The 19,382-nt window shown below is 46.1% G+C and carries 20 protein-coding genes; 17 read left to right on the top strand and 3 right to left on the bottom strand.

Features of this window, described 5'->3' with window-relative positions; all coding sequences use genetic code 11:
* Window positions 1-41: 41 nt before the first annotated feature.
* Window positions 42-1,070: a type I glyceraldehyde-3-phosphate dehydrogenase gene (gene gap, locus Pas1_RS01225; protein WP_112237138.1), complete on the top strand. Its 1,029-nt coding sequence runs from the start codon at window positions 42-44 to the stop codon at window positions 1,068-1,070.
* Window positions 1,071-1,123: 53 nt separating this feature from the next.
* On the opposite strand, the gene fur is transcribed toward gap, so the two are convergent.
* Window positions 1,124-1,573: a ferric iron uptake transcriptional regulator gene (fur, locus tag Pas1_RS01230; RefSeq protein WP_192874756.1), complete on the bottom strand. Its 450-nt coding sequence runs from the start codon at window positions 1,571-1,573 to the stop codon at window positions 1,124-1,126.
* A 49-nt stretch (window positions 1,574-1,622) separates the two neighbouring features.
* Between fur and Pas1_RS01235 the strand changes: the two genes are divergently transcribed.
* From Pas1_RS01235 to hemL, 10 genes are read left to right on the top strand one after another with little or no spacing between them, the layout of a single operon-like run.
* A complete protein-coding gene (locus tag Pas1_RS01235; RefSeq protein WP_168183328.1) occupies window positions 1,623-2,267 on the top strand; it encodes an outer membrane protein assembly factor BamE in 645 nt (214 codons plus the stop codon).
* Between the two features lie 14 nt (window positions 2,268-2,281).
* Window positions 2,282-3,082: a 4-hydroxy-tetrahydrodipicolinate reductase gene (dapB, locus tag Pas1_RS01240; protein WP_112294249.1), complete on the top strand. Its 801-nt coding sequence runs from the start codon at window positions 2,282-2,284 to the stop codon at window positions 3,080-3,082.
* A 25-nt stretch (window positions 3,083-3,107) separates the two neighbouring features.
* Window positions 3,108-5,789 carry a leucine--tRNA ligase gene (gene leuS / locus Pas1_RS01245; protein ID WP_112294250.1) on the top strand — a complete coding sequence of 894 codons (2,682 nt, stop codon included), beginning with the start codon at window positions 3,108-3,110 and terminating at the stop codon, window positions 5,787-5,789.
* A 20-nt stretch (window positions 5,790-5,809) separates the two neighbouring features.
* Entirely contained in the window at window positions 5,810-6,370 is a 561-nt protein-coding gene (locus tag Pas1_RS01250) for an LPS-assembly lipoprotein LptE (protein WP_112237142.1), read from the top strand.
* A gap of 18 nt (window positions 6,371-6,388) precedes the next feature.
* A complete protein-coding gene (holA, locus tag Pas1_RS01255; protein ID WP_112294251.1) occupies window positions 6,389-7,447 on the top strand; it encodes a DNA polymerase III subunit delta in 1,059 nt (352 codons plus the stop codon).
* 3 nt (window positions 7,448-7,450) lie between these two features.
* Entirely contained in the window at window positions 7,451-8,728 is a 1,278-nt protein-coding gene (locus tag Pas1_RS01260) for a glutamate-5-semialdehyde dehydrogenase (protein WP_112294252.1), read from the top strand.
* Between the two features lie 16 nt (window positions 8,729-8,744).
* Window positions 8,745-9,170: a CopD family protein gene (locus tag Pas1_RS01265; protein ID WP_112202939.1), complete on the top strand. Its 426-nt coding sequence runs from the start codon at window positions 8,745-8,747 to the stop codon at window positions 9,168-9,170.
* A 23-nt stretch (window positions 9,171-9,193) separates the two neighbouring features.
* Window positions 9,194-10,615 (top strand): THUMP domain-containing class I SAM-dependent RNA methyltransferase, encoded by a 1,422-nt coding sequence (locus Pas1_RS01270; RefSeq protein ID WP_112294253.1) that lies wholly within the window; start codon window positions 9,194-9,196, stop codon window positions 10,613-10,615.
* 60 nt (window positions 10,616-10,675) lie between these two features.
* Window positions 10,676-10,846, top strand: coding sequence for a rubredoxin (locus tag Pas1_RS01275; RefSeq protein WP_112202943.1), 171 nt, complete (start codon window positions 10,676-10,678; stop codon window positions 10,844-10,846).
* A 19-nt stretch (window positions 10,847-10,865) separates the two neighbouring features.
* A complete protein-coding gene (gene hemL / locus Pas1_RS01280; protein ID WP_112294254.1) occupies window positions 10,866-12,164 on the top strand; it encodes a glutamate-1-semialdehyde 2,1-aminomutase in 1,299 nt (432 codons plus the stop codon).
* 6 nt (window positions 12,165-12,170) lie between these two features.
* Here the strand turns inward: hemL and Pas1_RS01285 are convergent, their stop codons facing one another.
* Together Pas1_RS01285 and Pas1_RS01290 are read right to left on the bottom strand one after the other, a co-directional pair.
* A complete protein-coding gene (locus Pas1_RS01285; protein ID WP_112237155.1) occupies window positions 12,171-13,010 on the bottom strand; it encodes a symmetrical bis(5'-nucleosyl)-tetraphosphatase in 840 nt (279 codons plus the stop codon).
* A 37-nt stretch (window positions 13,011-13,047) separates the two neighbouring features.
* Entirely contained in the window at window positions 13,048-14,520 is a 1,473-nt protein-coding gene (locus tag Pas1_RS01290) for a cryptochrome/photolyase family protein (protein ID WP_112294255.1), read from the bottom strand.
* Between the two features lie 162 nt (window positions 14,521-14,682).
* On the opposite strand from Pas1_RS01290, the gene Pas1_RS01295 reads away from it, so the two are divergent.
* From Pas1_RS01295 to Pas1_RS01320, 6 genes are read left to right on the top strand one after another with little or no spacing between them, the layout of a single operon-like run.
* Window positions 14,683-15,222 carry a YqgE/AlgH family protein gene (locus Pas1_RS01295; protein WP_246531484.1) on the top strand — a complete coding sequence of 180 codons (540 nt, stop codon included), beginning with the start codon at window positions 14,683-14,685 and terminating at the stop codon, window positions 15,220-15,222.
* Window positions 15,215-15,625 (top strand): Holliday junction resolvase RuvX, encoded by a 411-nt coding sequence (ruvX, locus tag Pas1_RS01300; protein ID WP_112208795.1) that lies wholly within the window; start codon window positions 15,215-15,217, stop codon window positions 15,623-15,625. Before Pas1_RS01295 ends, ruvX begins: the two co-directional genes overlap by 8 nt.
* Window positions 15,622-16,128 (top strand): bifunctional pyr operon transcriptional regulator/uracil phosphoribosyltransferase PyrR, encoded by a 507-nt coding sequence (gene pyrR, locus Pas1_RS01305; protein WP_112202955.1) that lies wholly within the window; start codon window positions 15,622-15,624, stop codon window positions 16,126-16,128. Before ruvX ends, pyrR begins: the two co-directional genes overlap by 4 nt.
* Entirely contained in the window at window positions 16,125-17,093 is a 969-nt protein-coding gene (locus Pas1_RS01310; RefSeq protein ID WP_112294256.1) for an aspartate carbamoyltransferase catalytic subunit, read from the top strand. Before pyrR ends, Pas1_RS01310 begins: the two co-directional genes overlap by 4 nt.
* Window positions 17,094-17,121: 28 nt before the next feature.
* Window positions 17,122-18,444: a glycosyltransferase gene (locus Pas1_RS01315; protein ID WP_112294257.1), complete on the top strand. Its 1,323-nt coding sequence runs from the start codon at window positions 17,122-17,124 to the stop codon at window positions 18,442-18,444.
* Between the two features lie 10 nt (window positions 18,445-18,454).
* Window positions 18,455-19,381 (top strand): DUF6492 family protein, encoded by a 927-nt coding sequence (locus Pas1_RS01320; RefSeq protein WP_112294258.1) that lies wholly within the window; start codon window positions 18,455-18,457, stop codon window positions 19,379-19,381.
* Window position 19,382 lies beyond the last annotated feature (1 nt).

A 19,382-nucleotide genomic window follows, 5' to 3' on the forward strand; every position in this document is an offset into this window, starting at 1 on the left:
CTGATCAAAAAATAGATTCAATATTAGTAAGGAAAAATAAGATGACGATTCGTGTTGCAATTAATGGTTATGGAAGAATCGGGCGCATGGTATTGCGCGCGCTTTACGAAGATCTGGCTAACGGTAAGCCAAGACGGGATATCAAAATTGTGGCAATTAATGCAATGGGCGATATTGATATCAATGCCCATCTCACACAATATGATTCAGCGCATGGACGCTTCCCCGGTGAGGTTAAGGTGGATGGCGATTGCATGGTCGTCAACGGTGATCGCATCAAAATGTTCTCAACCCGCAACCCATTAGAAACACCTTGGGGCGAGTTGGGCGTAGATTTGGTTTTGGAATGCTCTGGCAAATTCACTTCCAAAGAAAAAGCCATGGTGCATATTCAGCAGGGCGCTAAGAAAGTTTTAATCTCTGCTCCGGGTGAAAAAGATGTCGATGCCACAATTGTTTATGGCGTAAATCAAAATGTATTGAAGTCAAGCGATGTTGTGGTTTCTAACGCGAGTTGTACCACCAACTGTTTAGCCCCATTGGTTAAACCATTACTCGAAAAAATTGGTATTGAATCAGGCTTGATGACCACTATCCATGCATTCACTAATGATCAAGTGTTAACGGATGTCTATCACAAGGATATGCGTCGGGCGCGTTCTGCGGTCAGCAGCATGATTCCAACCAAGACTGGGGCCGCTAAAGCAGTGGGTTTGGTACTGCCTGCATTAGCTGGAAGATTTGATGGTTTTGCAATGCGCGTACCAGTGATCAATGTCTCAGTAGTTGATCTTACTTTTGCGGCGAGTCGCGCAACTAGTGTTGACGAAGTGAATGCGATTCTGAAGACGGCCAGCGAGGGTGAGCTCAAAGGAATTTTAGGATTTAATACTTTGCCCTTAGTATCGATCGACTTTAATCATGATCCGCGCCCTAGTATTTATGACGCATCCCAGACCCGCGTTTCCGCTGATGGCAAGTTGGTCAAGGTATTGGCTTGGTATGACAACGAGTGGGGTTATTCGGTACAGATGCTCAACGCCGCTGAGGCCCTCATGGCCGTGAAGTAAGTCCAAAACTGCCTGCTTTTTATTAAAAAGACCTCAATTTGAGGTCTTTTTAATTACTTCTGCTTATTTCTGCAGTTTTTCTTGAGGCACTGACCATACATCGCCAGGGAGTGCTCTTGGAGCTTGAAACCCAGGTTTTTAGCAATATCCCTTTGCCTCTTTTCAATCGCCTCGTCCACAAACTCTTCCACATGGCCGCAGTCAAGACAAACCAAGTGGTCGTGGTGCTGACCTTCATTGAGTTCGTAGATTGCCCTACTAACGCCCTTGCTGGACTCAAAATGGCTTCTGAGTAGTAATCCAGCCTGCTCAAACTGGGTTAGTACTCGATAAACCGTGGCTAAGCCGATTTCTTGGTCATCTTTAGCCAGGGCAACATGGACATCCTCGGCACTGAAATGGGTGCCCGAATTTTGATGGAAAAAATCCAAAATTTTCATGCGTGGACCAGTGGCCTTGAGGCCAATATCACGTAAATCTGCAGTAGTAGGGTTTTGGTTCATTGCCATGGCTTTGAGAGCTAAAATCAATGTCTTAATGATACGGCCAGCTATGCAAAATTGCTTTCAACTTTTTAGTCGTTTTTTGAAGCCTTCAGCCGAAGGTTTTTATGCCCCATTACGCCTGGTAGCACTTCTCGGCCTTTTCCTAGGGGTATTGGGGGTGAGTGCTTGTTCAACTGCTGTGGATGATACACAGCGTGCTTGGGCTAATAAGATTTTCCAACCTTATGTTCCTGACGTGGTACAGGGTAATTTCATCTCGAGTGAGCAGTATTCCAAACTCCAGCTGGGCATGACTCGTGAGCAGGTTCGCCAAATCATGGGTACTCCATTACTGGCAGATTATTTTCATGCCAATCGTTGGGACTATGTTTTTGAATTTAAGCGGGATGGTCAGAAGATCGCCAAAGATCGACGTGTCACGATATTTTTTGATGAAAACAAAGTCGTGAAATTTGATGGCGATGCGCTTCCTACTGAGGTGGAATTGGTCGCCGAGATCGATAACTACGCTAAAACCAAGCGTAGTTTTTGGCAAAGAATTACGGGTACCGGAAAGGGTCCTGTGACCCCGCCATTACAACAGCCTGAATTATTGGTCCCCAGCAAAACAGAAACCTTGTCGACAGGCTCAGCAGTTCCTGCTAGCGCTACAACAACAAGTGATAACAACCCAACCACTACTAAGCAGTAGGCAAAGATATGACGATGAAAATTGCAATTGCCGGCGCTACCGGTCGTATGGGAAAGATGCTCATTGAGGCAATTCTGAATTCACCAGACGCGCAACTGGTTGGAGCGCTTGAGCATAGCAGCTCTGCGCAGATCGGCGAGGATGCTGGTGCATTCTTGGGCAAAAAAACGGGAATCACAATTACTGCTGACATTGCTGCTGCTCTTAGTCATGCAGAGTTCTTAATTGATTTCACCCGTCCCGAAGGAACCATGGCCCATTTGGTGGTTGCGCAAAAGACTGGTAGCAAAATGATTATTGGCACAACGGGGTTAAGTGCTCAGCAGCTCGAAGAGCTCAAGCTTGCTTCTAAGAAATTAGCAATTGTGTTTGCGCCCAATATGAGCGTAGGCGTTAATGTGACCTTTAAGTTGTTAGAGGTTGCTGCAAAAATGTTGAGCGAAGGTTACGACATCGAAGTCATCGAAGCACATCATCGCCATAAAGTAGATGCCCCATCAGGAACTGCTTTGCGCATGGGTGAGGTGATTGCTGGCGCTCTTGGTGAAAAATTAGATGATGTAGCAGTTTATGCCCGCGAAGGCCATACCGGTGAACGTAAGCAGGGCAGTATTGGTTTCGCAACCATTCGGGGTGGCGATATTGTAGGTGATCACACTGTCTTATTTGCAGGCGAAGGTGAGCGCATTGAGATTAGTCACAAATCCTCTAGTCGCCAGTCTTATGCACAAGGCTCCTTAAGGGCCGCACGTTTTCTGAAAACGCAACAAACAGGCTTATTCGATATGCAGGACGTGTTGGGCTTGCGTAATTAAAACAAGAAGAAAAGAGTTGTTCTGAATGAGCAAGGATTATGACTACCGCAAAATTGAAGCGGCAGCCCAGGCTGACTGGGATTCGGCACAGGTTTACCGTGTCACAGAAGATGCTAAAGACTCAGCAGGAAAAATAAAGCCCAAGTACTACGCATGCTCGATGTTGCCTTATCCCTCGGGCAAGTTACACATGGGCCACGTACGTAATTACACGATCAATGATGTGATGGCCCGTCAGCTACGCATGCAAGGCTACAACGTCTTAATGCCAATGGGGTGGGATGCATTTGGTATGCCAGCAGAAAATGCAGCGATTCAGAATAAGGTACCTCCTGCTCAATGGACCTACGAGAACATTGCTTATATGAAAAAGCAAATGGCTGCGATGGGTCTGGCAATTGACTGGTCGCGTGAAGTGGCAACCTGTAGTCCTGATTACTACCGTTGGAATCAATGGCTCTTTCTCAAGATGTTAGAAAAAGGGATTGCCTATCGCAAGACTCAAGTAGTCAATTGGGATCCGATTGATCAGACTGTTTTAGCTAATGAGCAGGTTATTGATGGGCGCGGGTGGCGCTCTGGTGCTTTAGTTGAAAAGCGTGAGATTCCTGGCTACTACTTCAACATCACCGCTTATGCAGAATCTTTATTGGATGGTCTAGAAGACTTAGGCTGGCCAGAGCGTGTCAAGACCATGCAGCAAAACTGGATTGGTAAAAGTAAAGGGGTTCGCTTCTCCTTTAAGCATGAGATTAAGGGATATGATGGCCAATTTATTCAGGATGGTCGCTTGTATGTTTTCACGACCCGTCCAGATACGATTATGGGTGTCACCTTTTGCGCTGTTGCTGCCGAGCATCCATTGGCGAGTAAAGCTGCTGCAAGTAATCCAGAGTTAGCGGTCTTTATTGAAAAATGTAAAAAAGGTAGCGTGATTGAAGCCGATCTAGCTACTCAAGAAAAAGAAGGTATGTTCACTGGCCTATATGTGACGCATCCCTTGACTCACGAGCCTGTTCCAGTTTGGGTAGGTAATTATGTTTTGATGTCCTATGGTGATGGTGCAGTGATGGGTGTACCAGCTCATGACGAACGTGATTTTGCTTTTGCCCTCAAGTATGATTTACCAATCAAACAAGTGATTGCCCTAAAAGGCGCATCATCTATGTTCAACTCTACCCATTGGGAAGATTGGTATGCACAAAAAGAGGCTGTTGAGTGTCTGAATAGCGGACGCTACGATGGAATGTCGTATGAAGAAGCGTTTCATGCTGTAGCAGAAGATCTTGCCAAACTCGGTATTGGAGAAATCAAAACTACCTATCGTTTACGCGACTGGGGTATCTCGCGTCAGCGTTATTGGGGTACACCCATTCCGATTATTCATTGTGGAGATGAGCAGCATCCAGGTTGTGGTGCAGTTCCTGTGCCAGAAGCAGATCTGCCAGTGGTATTGCCCGAGGACTGTGTTCCCGATGGCAGCGGTAATCCACTAAATAAGCGTTCTGATTTCATTAACGTGAAGTGTCCTAAATGTGGCAAACCCGCTCGGCGTGAGACGGACACCATGGATACCTTTGTTGATTCCTCCTGGTATTTCATGCGCTATACGAGCCCAGGGGCGGATTCTATGGTGGATACTCGCAATGAATACTGGATGCCGATGGATCAATACATCGGTGGTATTGAGCACGCCATTTTGCATCTACTGTATGCACGATTTTGGACAAAGGTTATGTATGACCTAGGTTTAATTTCTTTTAAAGAACCTTTCCAGAATTTGTTAACACAGGGCATGGTTTTGAATGAAACCTATTACTCTGAAGATGACTCTGGTAAGAAAAATTGGCTCAACCCTTTAGATGTTGAATTAGAGCTTGACGACAAAGGTCGTCCGCTAGGCGCAAAGCTGAGGGGAGATACCCCTGGCACACCAGTCATTATTGGTGGTGTAGAGAAGATGTCTAAGAGCAAAAATAATGGCGTCGATCCACAGTCCTTAATCGATGAATACGGTGCAGATACCGCTCGCTTATTTACGATGTTTGCAGCACCGCCTGAGCAGCAGTTGGAATGGTCAGGAGCAGGCGTTGAGGGTGCGTCTCGTTTCTTGCGCCGTGTGTGGCTATATGCAAGTAGTCAAGCGCCCATCATTAGTCAGATGAGTAAGGCCGATCGAGCTTTGCCAACCAGCTTTACGGATGCTGAAAAAGAATTGCGTCGTGAAGTTCATGGAATTTTGAAGCAAGCTAACTTTGACTATCAACGTCGTCAATACAACACCGTAGTTTCTGCAGCAATGAAAATGCTGAACTTGCTAGAGCCATTCAAGTTAAATGATGGCAGTTCAGTTAGTGCCCCCGTGTTGGCAGAGTGCATCAGCATTCTGTTGCGCATTCTGTATCCAGTTGTGCCGCATATGACCCATGTACTTTGGCAAGACTTGGCATATACCCAATCTTTCGGTTCTTTATTGGATGCGCCTTGGCCTACAGTAGATGAGAGCGCCTTAATTCAGACTGAAATCAACCTCATGCTGCAAATTAATGGCAAGTTACGGGGTGAGATACGGGTGCCTGCGGATGCCAGTAAAGAGCAGCTAGAGGCTTTGGCATTGCAGAGTGCCTCTGCATTAAAGGCTTTAAATGGCGCTAGTCCAAAAAAAGTGATTGTGGTTCCAGGTCGTCTCGTTAATATTGTGGCTTAATCCATTCAAATATCAGGCAAATGAAAAGAGATCTAAAACACCTTCATCAGATCGGTCTACAAAACCCTCTGAGAAGATCTTTGCTTGCTTTGGCCCTGATATCGCCAGCAATTACTCTGATGGGATGCGGTTATCGTATGCGAGGTATGGTGGATGTTCCTTACAAAGCCATAGCGATTACTGGAAATCCTTCACCGCCTCTGCGGGCAGACTTACAAAGAGTGATTTTGACTGGAACAGATACCAAAGTGGCTATCAACCCCAAAGATGCGGATCTGATTCTGGAGATTATTAACGATACTTCAGGCCAAGAAATTCTGGCGTACAACTCAAACGGTCAAATTTCTGCCTATCGCCTCACCATTAGAGCGGGCTTTAGGGCATACGATACTGCAGGAGCCGAAATTGTTCCTGATTCTGAAATCTATGTCACACGAGATTTGGACTTCTCTGTATCTACTGTTTTAGCATCCGATGCCCAGAAGCAACAATTTTTAGGTGTGATGCGTTCTGATTTGGCAATCCAAATTTTGCGTCGGGTTGCGGCTTCAGCTAAAGCACCGCAAGCGAAAAGTTTCTAAAGCACACGAATATTTCGCATGGTTAAAACCGATGCCTTTCAATCTCATCTCAAGTCTTTAGCTGCTGCTAGCGCTTTTCATCCGCTGTACGTATTTAGTGGAGACGAGCCCTTGCTCATGATGGAATCAATAGATCTCTTGCGCTCTAAAGCGAGACAGTTAGGCTATACCGAGCGCGAAGTGATGTTGCAAGAGCGTGGCTTTGATTGGAGTGCCTTGCTTAATGCCGGGCAAACCATGTCTTTGTTTGGAGATAGGCGTTGGATCGAGCTTCGGATTCCCACGGGCAAACCAGGACGCGATGGTGCAGATGCGCTCAAGCAATTCTCTGCACAGATCGCTTCGCAGTCCAATGCTGATGGACCTGAAACGATCTTTTGTATCGTGTTGCCTAGGCTAGATATGAAAACCAAGTCTTCCGCTTGGTTTAGTAGTTTGGATGAAGCAGGGATGGCCGTTCAGATTGATTCTTTAGATCGCGGCCATTTGCCGAGCTGGATTGCAGGGCGTCTGCAAAAGCAAGGACAGAGTATTCAAAGTGGGCCTGCAGGTCAGCGCGCCCTTGAATTTATCGCAGAGCAGGTTGAAGGTAACCTGATTGCCGCCCACCAAGAAATCCAAAAACTGGGACTCCTATATCCAGCCGGTGAATTATCCGAGGAGCAGGTTCGTTCTGCCATTTTGAAGGTTGCCCGATATAACGTATTTGAGCTCAGCGAGGCCATGCTGGCAGGGGATCTGCCCCGTGTTAATCGAATGCTCGATGGTCTAAAGGGGGAAGGCGAGCCCTTAGTTCTGATTCTTTGGAGCATAACCGAAGAGCTTCGGCTACTATCTAAGTTAAAGATGGCCAGTGATTCAGGGGAATCTGTTCAGCAGTTGTTGCGAGCGAATCGGGTTTGGGGTAATAAAGAAAGACTCTATCCCGCAGCATTAAAGCGAGTTCAGAGTTCCCAATTACGCCAAGCCGTGCAAATTGCTGCTGGCTTGGATCGTCAGTCAAAGGGATTGCAAGCCGCTGAACTTCCTGGAGATCCATGGGATGGCTTGCGTTTAGTTGGTAATTTATTGCGTTAAAAAATGAGTACTTCTATTAAGCAGATGATGCAAGAAATTGGTCAAAGAGCTCGAGTGGCTTCGAGGGCGATGGCACGCGCATCAAGCGAACAAAAAAATCAAGCTTTGATTCAGATTGCGAAGGTCATTCGTGAGAGTGCTACAGAAATCTTACAGGTGAACTCGCTCGACGTAGAACAAGCTAAACAAAATGGTCAAGACGCCGCATTCATTGATCGTCTAACCATGACTTCCAAATCGATTGAAAGTACGGCTTTGGGTCTAGAGCAAATTGTTTCTTTAGCAGATCCAATTGGTCAGGTGAGTGTGCCTAAGAAGCAAGCCTCTGGAATTGAGATTTCCCAAATGCGGGTGCCATTAGGCGTGATTGGCATCATTTATGAATCGCGTCCTAATGTCACGATTGATGCAGCAGCGCTTTGCCTTAAGTCAGGTAATGCCGTGATTTTGCGCGGTGGTTCGGAGGCAATTCATTCGAATACGCTGTTGGCAAAAATGATTCAAACAGGTTTAAGTGCCGCAGGTCTTCCTCGGGATGCTGTTCAGGTGGTGCAGACAGTCGATCGCGCTGCTGTTGGTGAAATGATCACCATGACTGAATATATCGACGTCATCGTTCCTCGGGGCGGTAAGAGCTTAATCGCCCGCTTAATGGCTGAAGCACGCGTTCCCATGATTAAGCATCTTGATGGTATCTGTCATACCTATATCGATGCAGATGCTGACCTGGCTATGGCTGTGAAGGTGTGCGACAACGCTAAAACTCAACGATATGCACCATGCAATGCCATGGAGACTTTATTGGTCAACCAGAAGGTTGCTTCTCAAGTATTGCCTACCCTGTGCAAGATTTATCAAGACAAAGGGGTTGAGTTGCGTGTCGATACTGCTACTCGTAAGACTCTCGAGTCTGCTGGCTTCGGGGGATTGGTAGATGCTCAAGAGGAGGATTGGTCTACAGAATATCTGGCTCCCATTTTGTCGATTAAAACCGTGGCTAATCTTGATGAGGCAATCAATCACATTGAGCGTTATGGCAGCAAGCATACCGATGCCATCATTACCAAGAACCAAGACCATGCTAATCGCTTTTTACGTGAAGTTGATAGCGCTAGCGTGATGGTCAATGCTAGTACCCGTTTTGCTGATGGTTTTGAATATGGTCTTGGAGCTGAGATTGGAATCTCAAACGATAAATTGCATGCTCGCGGACCTGTTGGTCTTGAGGGCTTAACCTCATTGAAGTACATCGTGATGGGTCACGGTGAGATTCGTACTTAAGATTAAGGGTTAAGTCATGGGTAATGGGTATCTCTGGACCAAGACGATTCATATTGTTTTGATTGCCTCTTGGTTTGCTGGACTGTTTTATTTGCCACGCATCTATGTGAATCTAGCTGAAGAAAAAAATCCTGAAGCCCATGCGCGTCTTTTAGGAATGGCTGATCGACTGTTTCGGTTCATGACAATATTGGCCATACCGGCCCTCTTATGTGGCCTAGTCCTTTGGCTTTACTTTGGAATCGGCAGCGGAGATACCTGGCTTCACGCCAAATTATTTTTTGTCATTTTGGTGATTGGCTACCATCATGCTTGCTGGGGTCTCTTGAAAAAATTTCATCTGGGGCGTAATACCCATTCTGGTGTTTGGTTTCGCTGGTTCAATGAAGCGCCGGTCCTACTGCTGCTGATCATCACTGCATTAGCAGTGATCAAACCCTAATCATTTTATAGATTGCAGGCCTCATGAGATTTTTTGTAGTTTGCCCCGGAGGCTTAGAAGCTCCCCTTGCACAAGAGTTAGCATCAATTGCCGCGCGCTCAGATTCGAAAGCATTGGGCAATTGGGTGATTGATCCTACCCCTACTAGTCCTACAGGCGGCGTTGGTTTAGCTGGCCCGATCTCTGCAGCCATGGCCTTAAATTTGCATTCACGAATTGCAAGTCGAGTCCTTTTGCAACTCGCTGAGGCACCTTATCGACAAGAAGAGGATTTATATCGTCTCACGCACGGTTTAGCCTGGGAAGATTGGTTTACCCATGAGCAAACCTTACGCGTGGATGTAACTGCGCATCGTTCGCCATTAAAGAGTCTGAATTTTGCAACCCTGAAGGTGAAGGACGCTATCGTTGATCGACTCCGTGAGGTGTCAGGTAATCGTCCCAGTATTGACACTGCATTTCCAGATGTACGCGTGCAAGTACACTTGACTGCAACCCAGATGACGATTTATCTCGACACTTCTGGTGAGGCCTTGTTTAAGCGGGGTTGGCGCGATGAAAAGGGCGACGCTCCTTTGAAAGAAAATTTAGCAGCCGGAATTCTATCGATCACAGGGTGGCAAGCTTCACAAACCTTGTTTGATCCAATGTGCGGTAGTGGTACTTTCTTGATTGAAGCTGCGCAAATTGCGCTTGCTATTCCCCCTGGTGGAATTCGGGCTGGCTTGTATGGAGATGATGCCAAGCCAAGTAAGCTAGCTTATCGCCCCCTAGTAACTTCGGAGCATGGTTTTGGCTTTCAGCGCTTAAAGCCATTCCAAGTTAGTAGTGAGCAAAAGAAATGGTCTGATTTAAAAGAAGCTGTAAAAACAGAAATGCTGGATAAGCGCAAACAATTTCCAACAGCAGAGTCTTTGCGTATTAGTGGTGGAGACATTAATGAAAAGCTAGTTGGGATGTTCAAAGGAAATTGGCAACGAGCTCAGCTTCCTGATATGCCAGTAGTTCGTCAAATTGATGCAATGGTAAGTAAGCCCCCAGGTGATGTAAAGAATCCAATCATGCTGCTCAATCCTCCTTACGGTGAGCGTCTCGTCATTAAGGGAGGGCGAGGGCGACCCGGTGGCGTTGCAGACCAGCTTGAGCCAGAAGATCGCTTTAGCCAAAATCTTGAAACTGGCAGGCAGATTGCTAAGCGTTCCAGTCGCGAATCGTTAAAACGGCTACAGGCAGAAGACGAACAGGATCCCGAGTTTGTTGAGTTCTTACGTCAATTTGGACAGCATTTGAAGGATGTTTTTGGTGGTTGGAATGTTTTTGTTCTCACCGCTGATATGGCATTGCCAGGCCAACTCAGAATCAAAGAGTCCAAGCGCACCCCATTATTTAATGGCCCTCTAGAGTGCCGTCTCTTCAAATTTGAGATGCATTCCAAAAGGGGTTGAGCCTATTTCGTAGCAATAGTGAATAATTGAGTTAAATCAAACCGAAAGATGGAGTGAGCAATGGAATTGAAGACCTATATGTGCCTGATTTGTGGCTGGGTTTACGACGAAGCAGCGGGCTGTCCCGAGGAGGGTATTGCGCCAGGTACTTTGTGGAAAGATGTGCCAATGAATTGGACTTGTCCAGAATGCGGTGCTCGCAAAGAAGATTTTGAAATGATGGCTATTTAATCAGTCATAGGAATAGATCGTGGGACAAAACGAAGTTTTATTTGAGCGTGCACAAAAAGTTATTCCAGGCGGCGTGAATTCTCCGGTGAGAGCATTTCGTCAAGTGGGTGGTGTGCCGCGTTTTGTTAGCAAAGCTAGTGGCCCGTATTTTTGGGATGCGGATAATAAGCGCTATATCGACTTAATTATGTCCTGGGGACCGATGATTGCAGGACATGCTCATCCTGAAATTGTCGAGGCAGTTCAAAAAGCAGCAGCAACCAGTTTTAGCTTTGGTGCTCCTACAGAGGGCGAGATTGAATTGGCTGAACGCATTTGTAGTTTGATGCCCAGTATCGAGCAGATCCGTATGGTATCGAGCGGTACTGAAGCAACGATGAGTGCTTTGCGATTGGCGCGCGGCTATACCGGACGTGATTTGATTGTGAAGTTTGAGGGTTGCTACCACGGCCATGCGGATAGTTTGCTTGTCAAGGCGGGCTCAGGTTTACTCACTTTTGCTGACTCTACTCAGAATGCACCTTCTTCAAGTGGTGTACCACAAGATGTTGTGAAGCACACCTTAGTTCTGCCTTATAACGACACAGCGGCACTAGAAGCTGTTTTTCAGAAGCAGGGCGATCAGATTGCAGCTGTCATTCTCGAGCCAATCGCTGGCAATATGAATTTAATCAAAGCTAAGCCAGAGTTCTTAGCTGCTGCCAGAAAACTGACCAGTCAGCATGGTGCTGTATTAATCTACGACGAAGTGATGACTGGATTTAGAGTCGCTTTAGGTGGCGCGCAGTCACTTCAAGGTATTACACCTGATCTCACCTGTTTGGGTAAAGTGATGGGCGGCGGCATGCCAATGGCAGCCTTTGGCGGCAAGAAGGAGATCATGTCTGAGCTTGCTCCTCTAGGGGCTGTGTACCAAGCCGGTACGCTATCTGGTAACCCTGTTGCAGTAGCTGCAGGATTAAAAACTTTAGAGATCGTTGCGAGAGAGGGCTTTTATGAGTGTCTTGCTGGGCAGACTCAAAAGCTGATGTCAGGTTTAAAGATGGCAGCAGATCAAGCAAGCATTCCTTTTGCTGTAGATAGTGTAGGTGGTATGTTTGGTTTCTACTTCACATCGGCTGTACCAACTTCATTTGCTGAAGTAACTCAATCGAACATTGAAGCATTCAAGCATTTTTTTCATGCAATGCTCGATGAAGGAGTGTACTTAGCGCCTTCAGCCTATGAGGCAGGCTTTACTTCAATTACGCATGACAATGCCGTTGTAGATCAGATTGTTAAAGCCGCACAAAAGTCTTTTCAGAAGATCCAAAAGTAAAGTGTTTTACATCCGCATAGGATGATCGTAGCCGGGCACTTGAATGAGCTGGAGTTTGCGAGTACTTTTTCCAGATTCTGGAATTTCAAGGGCGCTCAGTTTACCGCCCCAAACGCAGCCTGTATCTAAACAGATCACATTAGGGCGTTTGAGAAGTCCAAGAGTGGACCAATGGCCGAAGTAGATTAAAGCATCTTGGGTTTTGCGCTTGGGAACCAGGAACCAAGGCATGTATCCCTTGGGACCCGCTTTTAAGCCTTCTTTGCTGATAAATTCCATACGTCCCGTGGGGGTGCAGAATCGTAAGCGAGTTAAGGCATTAGTGATCACGCGCAGGCGCTCATAGCCTTTCAGGGAATGACTCCACTTTGTAGGAGTATTGCCATACATATTGGCCAAAAAATCTTGATACGTTTTTTTACGAAGGGCTTTCTCTACTTCCTGGGCATATTCAATTGTTTGGTCGATGCTCCACTGGGGGAGTACACCGGCATGGACTGCTAGGATCTTGCCGTGATTGAGAGCCAATGGGCGGTTGCGTAACCAGTGAATCAATTCCTTACGATCCGGCGCTGCCAGAATTTTATCTACGGTATCGAGTCCACGCGGTTTTCGAATGCCGGCATCAATTGCTAATAGATGAAGATCATGATTCCCGAGTATGCATTCGATGCGACCTTTTTCTTGTAAGCGTTTGAGAAAGCGCAAGCTTCCTAGAGAATCAGGGCCACGATTAACCAAGTCCCCTAAAAAAATCGCCTTAGATTTTGCAGGTAACTTACTCACTAATTTTTTGAGAGAAGGGGTGCATCCCTGGATATCACCCACTGCAAAGATTTTGCTCATGCCAAATTCTAAAGCGGAATCAGAAAATCATCAGGTACTAAGCGGGTTTTTTAACTACGCTATAGCGAACGAGCGTCTTTTTACGGGCTTCATCATGGTCAACAACCGGTAATGGGTAGTCACGCCCCAGAAGCAGCCCTGCAGCTTCGAGTTCAATATGACCAGCTAGCCAGGGCGCATGAATCGACTTATTGGAGAGTTTTTCAAGCTGTGGGAGATAGCGCCGAATAAATTTACCCTCTGAGTCAAATTTTTCAGACTGAGTAATGGGATTGAAAATACGAAAGTAGGGCTGCGCATCACATCCCGAAGAGGATGCCCATTGCCAACCGCCATTATTGGACGATAGCTCAAAGTCATTCAGGTGCTCAGCAAAGTAGGCTTCACCCCAGCGCCAGTCAATCCCAAGATCCTTAGTTAGAAAGCTGGCCACGACCATACGGAGTCGATTATGCATATAGCCGCTTTGATTGAGTTGATGCATTGCTGCATCCACTAAGGGATAGCCTGTTTTGCCCTCGCACCAAGCCGTAAAGAGTTTCTTAGCAAGCACACCACTTTCCCAAGTAATTTTGTCGTAGTCCGGTTTAAAAGCTTCTCCCTTTGCGAGGCGGGGGTGATTAGCCAGAATCATGAAATAAAAATCACGCCAGATAAGCTCACTTAACCAAATGGTTGCCCCCATACTTCCTGCCAACATACGACGATGGGCTTCTCTAACCAAGCCACGAATGGACAGCATGCCAAAACGCAGGTGAGTCGATAAATAACTAACGCCTTTAATGGCGGGAAAATCTCTACCGATTTGATATTGATCAATGCGGTGTAAAAAATCTTCTAGAAAATGTTGACCACCTGCTGCGCCCGGAGGCAAATAGGTTTCAATGCCAGTTTTGATGAATCCCATCGACTTTAATGACGGAATGTCTTGATTTAGATTTGCTGGGATCGCTGCATATTGACCTTTTTTAGCATTGCAGTTGTATGGCTCTAGATCTTTTGCTTGCAGAGTCTTCAGCCAATTATTTTTATAAGGAGTGAAGACTGAGAAAATAGTATTGGAGTTGGTCAGAATTTCCTTTTTCTCGAAAATGACTTGATCCTTGAAGCTTTCAAAGGCAATACCTGATTTTGCGAGAGAGGATTGAATGTGTTCATCACGCGCAATGGCCGTTGGCTCGTAATCATGATTAGTAAAAACGGTTTCAACACCAAGCTCTTTGGCGATTTGTGGAATGCATTCCGTTGGCTTGCCAAATTGAACAATGAGTCCACCACCTTGTTTTCGGAGCTCTTGATCTAACTGCTCTATACCTTGCCAAATGAAATCTACCCGGCGATCAGGCCTTAATCCTTGTTCATTTAGGCCTTGTTTAAGCAGAGGCGACAAAATAGTGGCATCAAAGATAAAGACCACCCAAACTTGTTGGCTGCTCTTTAGGGCGTGATGGAGGGCCGCATTGTCATATAGGCGGAGGTCTCGACGGAGCCAAACGAGTGCTTTTTGCATAGTGAGTATCTTAGGGCTTATTGGCAAAAAGCGCTGAAATAGTACTGATATTCTGTAAAATGACTCTATATGACTTCGGCCAATAAAGCTACCCCAGCTTCAGACCCAGTGTCTCCGATCTTCTATTCTGCAGACCATTTAGCTAATCAGTTTTTAATCGCCATGCCAGGCATGCTAGATCCTAATTTTGCAGGTTCGGTCATCTACCTTTTTGATCATACCGACCGGGGTGCGATGGGCCTAGTGATTAATCGACCCACTGAAGTTGATTTGGCTAGCCTATTTGACAGAATCGAGCTCAAGCTGGAGATAACCCCCTTGCTGGAGCAACCTGTTTATTTTGGTGGTCCAGTCCAGGTGGAGCGCGGCTTTGTTCTGCATGAGACTCTCGCGGAAACAGCTTACCGCTCTTCATTGATTGTACCGGGCGGCCTCACTATGACGACATCTAAAGATGTTTTGGAGGATGTTGCAACCGGAAAGGGGCCTAAGCGATTTTTGATGACCCTCGGTTATGCCGGCTGGAGCTCTGGTCAGCTTGAGGAAGAAATTTCTTTAAATGGCTGGATGAACATCCCGGTATCTCAAGACCAAATCAGTGACATCATTTTTGATACCCCTTCAAGCCAGCGTTACGAGAGAACGATGGGGCGACTGGGCTTTGATCTCTCCCATCTTTCAGGAGAGGCAGGTCATGCCTAGTCCACTTACGGTGATGGGGTTTGACTATGGCACACGCAGAATCGGAATTGCCATCGGAAATACATTGAGCTGTACAGCGCAAGCTTTAGAAGTGATTGCTCGAGATAATGAAGACGCGCGTTTTGCAGATATTGAATCCTTATTGAAGGAGTGGATGCCAAATCTCTTGGTGGTTGGAGTGCCAACCCATTCAGATGGTGCCGAGCATGAGATGACAGCGAAAGCGAAGCGATTCGGTAATCAGCTGTCTGGCCGGTTCAAATTGCCGGTGGAATGGGTGGATGAGCGTTATAGCTCGGTAGTTTTGGAGGGTGATCCCGAGATGCGGGACAATTTGGATGCACATTCTGCGACATTGCTTTTAGAGCAGTATTTCGCAGAGCACTCCCTTACCGGAAATTGAATATGACGAATGCTGAAGACTTATACGCCAAGCTCTTAAAGAATCTGCGAGACCGAAAAGATACTTTTGAGTTAGCTGGCCTAGCAATGGGTGGCGCCTGGATTGCAGAACGTTTAGCACGTGATTTATCTTTGCCACACTATGGCGTAATTAATGTCGCCTTTCATCGTGATGACTATGCGGAGAAGGGTATGACTGCATTGCGAACTGCTAGCACAATGCCCACTAACCTGCCATTTGAAGTTGCCGGCGCCAATATTGTTTTGTTGGACGATGTCTTGTTAACTGGCAGAACAGTCCGCGCTGCCTTGAATGAGTTATTTGATTTTGGTCGACCCGCTAGCGTTGAATTGATGGTCTTGGCAGATCGGGGTAAGCATGAGTTACCGGTGATGGCAGATTTTGTTGGTGAAGAAGTGAGTATTCCGGATCACCAAATTTTGGTACTTGATAAAAATACTTCAGGCCAGTTTAGCTTTCAAATTGAGGAGCGCGCTTCATGAGTGAAGTAAAACAGATCGTGAATCAATTGAATGCCGAAGGTAATTTAAGACACCTCCTAACGCTAGAGGGTATGCCTAAAGAGCAGATTATTCACATATTAGATACAGCCCAACAATTTGTTAGTGTGACCGATCCAGCTAGAGAGGTAAAGAAGGTTCCCTTGCTACGAGGAAAGAGCGTCTTCAATCTTTTCTTTGAAAACTCGACCCGCACTCGTACGACTTTTGAAATCGCTGCCAACCGTTTATCGGCTGATGTCATTAATCTGGATATTTCAACCTCGTCAACTGCAAAAGGCGAAAGTCTATTGGATACGATTGATAACTTAGTCGCGATGCAGGCCGATATTTTTATCGTGCGCCATAGTGTTTCTAAGGCTCCAATTGAGATTGCCCAACACGTGCCAGATCATGTGCACGTTGTTAATGCGGGAGATGGTAGTCATCAACATCCGACTCAGGGCTTGTTAGATATGTACACGATGCGGCACTTTAAGAGAGATTTCAAGGGTCTTAAGGTGGCAATCATTGGTGACATCGTCCATAGCCGTGTGGCTAAATCCAATATCTTTGCTTTAAGAACATTGGGTTGTGAAGATATCCACGTGATCGGCCCTGAAAGTCTATTACCAAAAGATCTTGATATGTTGGGTGTGAAAGTCTTTCACAGTATGGAAGAGGGCTTGAAGGGTGTTGATGTTGTCATGACTCTGCGGATTCAGAAAGAACGGATGGAAGCAGGTCAGGTACCAGAAGGAGAGGCCTTCTTTAAGCAGTATGGATTAACTCCCGCTCGATTAGCCCTTGCTAAATCGGATGCGATTGTGATGCATCCTGGCCCAATGAATCGTGGGGTGGAGATTGATTCTGCCGTTGCTGATGGACCTCAATCCGTCATCCTGAACCAAGTCACTTTTGGCATCGCAGTGCGCATGGCAGTCATGTCTATTGTGGCTGGTAACTAAACCTGTTTTTAGTAAAGCCAGTCTAATCATGTCTGCAGATCAGCGCTGGCTCATTTTGTCGCATGGCTTCAATATGGATGGCCGCGCTGCTAGCCAAACTATTACCGATAAAATCCCCTATTTATTAAAGGCTGGCATTAAGCCAACCGTCTTTAGTGCAATCACTGGTATTCAAGATCAGCGCTTTTTGCATCGACAATTTCTAGCTTGGGGCCCATCAGCTTTTCGCTTTGACTTCCGTCATTGGTTTGCCAATCAGTACGGGCGCGGAATTGCGTACAAAATAATGACTGGTTTAATCTCAACCCTCTTATCGCCATTCATTGCTTTAGAAAAATTGTGTTTGGGTTATTCAAGTCAGTGGTCTTGGGCAATGCCTGCTTTTTTGCATGGACTTCAGTTGATTCGATCTGGGCATGTAGACGTGGTCTACAGCACAGGTGGCGCATGGTCTGCGCATCTGGCAGCTTTATGGCTAAAGAAAGCTACTGGTGTGAAATGGTTAGCGGAGATTCATGATCCGATGGTCATTCGGAGCAGCCCAGAAGATATTGGGACTGCGATCCCCAAAAATCGTGATGCACGATTTAGACAATATTTAGAGCGTCAAATGATTAATCATGCTGATCATGTTTGGTGGTTTACCGAGGGCGCACTTTATTATGCAAAGCAACGTAACCCGCTGTTAAATACAGCTGGGTACGCTAATGGCTTTGTAGTTCTGCCCGGTGCAGAGCCTCCTGGAGGTTTAGCTAGCCCAAAGCCCCATGTTTATTCAAGCAAACTCAATCTCTCCCACTTTGGCTCTTTGGCAAACGATCGCTCCTTATCTACCATCCTGAAAGCTTTAAGTGCGTTGCTAAAAAAATATCCTGAGGCGAAAGAGAGTATCCGCATTCATGCTTATGGTGCTGCTTTAGATTCCCTAAGTATCGAGGCGATTAAAAAAGGTGGATATGAGAATGTATTGATCGCCCATGGCCGCTTAGAAAAAGATCCTCAGACAGGAAAATCTGGCCGCGAGCGTGTGGTTCAGAAGATGCAGGATGCTGATGTGTTGATTCTCCTGCACGGCAATGATGAGTGGTGCGCAGAATATATCCCCTCTAAGTTTTATGAGTACCTCTGGACGGGTAGACCAATTTGGGGCATTACCCATCGCAACCTACAGTTAGACGGAATGCTCCAAGATCGCGGGGCTTATTTGAGCCAAGTGGGAGACGATGGAGGGATTGGGGCGACTTTAGAGAAAATCTGGTTAGATTGGAAGAATCAAGGTTTAATAGAGCCAAAGTGGCATCCGATGGGTGTTGATCAGGCAGTTGTTAGAATACTCAATAACCAAAAATAAGCTACTGACCATGTTCAATCTTGTTCTCTACTGCTGCACCTTTCGCAAAGATTTAAAAAGAACAATCAAGCTGGCCGAAAGTATTCGCAAGCACAATAAAGCTCACATTCCTTTTTACATTTCAGTGCCTGCTGAAGATGTGAATCTGTTTAAGGCCCATTTAGCCGGATTTGGCACCCTTATTTTTGATGAAAAAGACATCTTTAACGCAAACCCTAAACTGGATATTGCAAAGTTGTACTCCATTCGGGGTGGTTTGCGTCAGCAAGTCATTAAGTCAGAGTTTTGGAGATTAGGAATTTCAGAGAATTATTTGGTTTTAGATTCAGACTGTATTTTCATGCGAGACTTTGATGAGAAGGATTTCCTTGCCAAAGATGACATTCCCTATTCAGTCATTCATGAAGGTCGTGATGTGCTGCAGGCTACAGAGCGCTTCGGTCCCAAGAAAATACGTCAACACTTTTTGGCTGATCGTGAGCCAATTAAGCAGGCGCTGGGCCGCGCTGGCGCTACATATGACTTTGGATATGCCCCCTTTTTATGGAGCAGAAAGGTTTGGGAATCTCTCGATATTAATTACTTAACACCCAACAGCATGAATTTCTTAGATGCCGTCTTGCTCTGCGGCTCAGAATTTACATGGTACGGTGAATCTTTGATTAACTTCAGGGCAATTCCCATTTTCCCTCGAGAGCAATTGTTCAAGCATTATCACTATGAGCATCAATTGTGGGCGGACCAGATCTTAGGGTACAAAGAAAAAGTATTAGCTCATGATTATTTGGGTGTAGTTTACCAATCAAACTGGGAAAGCTGGGGCGACTTTGGGCCCTCTAATAAGACTGTTCCATCAAGACTTTGGCGCTCAATTAAGCGGCTTATCAAAAAAGCTTGGTTCAAGATAAAGCTTCTGTCTGGTTCTATAGTCCAGTAGA

Origin of the sequence: Polynucleobacter paneuropaeus (assembly GCF_003261235.1) — a bacterium.
In the GTDB taxonomy this organism is placed as follows: Bacteria; Pseudomonadota; Gammaproteobacteria; order Burkholderiales; family Burkholderiaceae; genus Polynucleobacter; species Polynucleobacter paneuropaeus.

What these genes read in the sequence shown, in the direction of transcription:
- gap (WP_112237138.1), top strand. Translation starts at nt 42, where the DNA reads ATGACGATTCGTGTTGCAATTAATGGTTATGGAAGAATCGGGCGCATG.
- fur (WP_192874756.1), bottom strand. Translation starts at nt 1,573, where the DNA reads ATGAACCAAAACCCTACTACTGCAGATTTACGTGATATTGGCCTCAAG.
- Pas1_RS01235 (WP_168183328.1), top strand. Translation starts at nt 1,623, where the DNA reads ATGCAAAATTGCTTTCAACTTTTTAGTCGTTTTTTGAAGCCTTCAGCC.
- dapB (WP_112294249.1), top strand. Translation starts at nt 2,282, where the DNA reads ATGAAAATTGCAATTGCCGGCGCTACCGGTCGTATGGGAAAGATGCTC.
- leuS (WP_112294250.1), top strand. Translation starts at nt 3,108, where the DNA reads ATGAGCAAGGATTATGACTACCGCAAAATTGAAGCGGCAGCCCAGGCT.
- Pas1_RS01250 (WP_112237142.1), top strand. Translation starts at nt 5,810, where the DNA reads ATGAAAAGAGATCTAAAACACCTTCATCAGATCGGTCTACAAAACCCT.
- holA (WP_112294251.1), top strand. Translation starts at nt 6,389, where the DNA reads ATGGTTAAAACCGATGCCTTTCAATCTCATCTCAAGTCTTTAGCTGCT.
- Pas1_RS01260 (WP_112294252.1), top strand. Translation starts at nt 7,451, where the DNA reads ATGAGTACTTCTATTAAGCAGATGATGCAAGAAATTGGTCAAAGAGCT.
- Pas1_RS01265 (WP_112202939.1), top strand. Translation starts at nt 8,745, where the DNA reads ATGGGTAATGGGTATCTCTGGACCAAGACGATTCATATTGTTTTGATT.
- Pas1_RS01270 (WP_112294253.1), top strand. Translation starts at nt 9,194, where the DNA reads ATGAGATTTTTTGTAGTTTGCCCCGGAGGCTTAGAAGCTCCCCTTGCA.
- Pas1_RS01275 (WP_112202943.1), top strand. Translation starts at nt 10,676, where the DNA reads ATGGAATTGAAGACCTATATGTGCCTGATTTGTGGCTGGGTTTACGAC.
- Pas1_RS01285 (WP_112237155.1), bottom strand. Translation starts at nt 13,010, where the DNA reads ATGAGCAAAATCTTTGCAGTGGGTGATATCCAGGGATGCACCCCTTCT.
- Pas1_RS01290 (WP_112294255.1), bottom strand. Translation starts at nt 14,520, where the DNA reads ATGCAAAAAGCACTCGTTTGGCTCCGTCGAGACCTCCGCCTATATGAC.
- Pas1_RS01295 (WP_246531484.1), top strand. Translation starts at nt 14,683, where the DNA reads ATGCCAGGCATGCTAGATCCTAATTTTGCAGGTTCGGTCATCTACCTT.
- ruvX (WP_112208795.1), top strand. Translation starts at nt 15,215, where the DNA reads ATGCCTAGTCCACTTACGGTGATGGGGTTTGACTATGGCACACGCAGA.
- Pas1_RS01310 (WP_112294256.1), top strand. Translation starts at nt 16,125, where the DNA reads ATGAGTGAAGTAAAACAGATCGTGAATCAATTGAATGCCGAAGGTAAT.
- Pas1_RS01315 (WP_112294257.1), top strand. Translation starts at nt 17,122, where the DNA reads ATGTCTGCAGATCAGCGCTGGCTCATTTTGTCGCATGGCTTCAATATG.
- Pas1_RS01320 (WP_112294258.1), top strand. Translation starts at nt 18,455, where the DNA reads ATGTTCAATCTTGTTCTCTACTGCTGCACCTTTCGCAAAGATTTAAAA.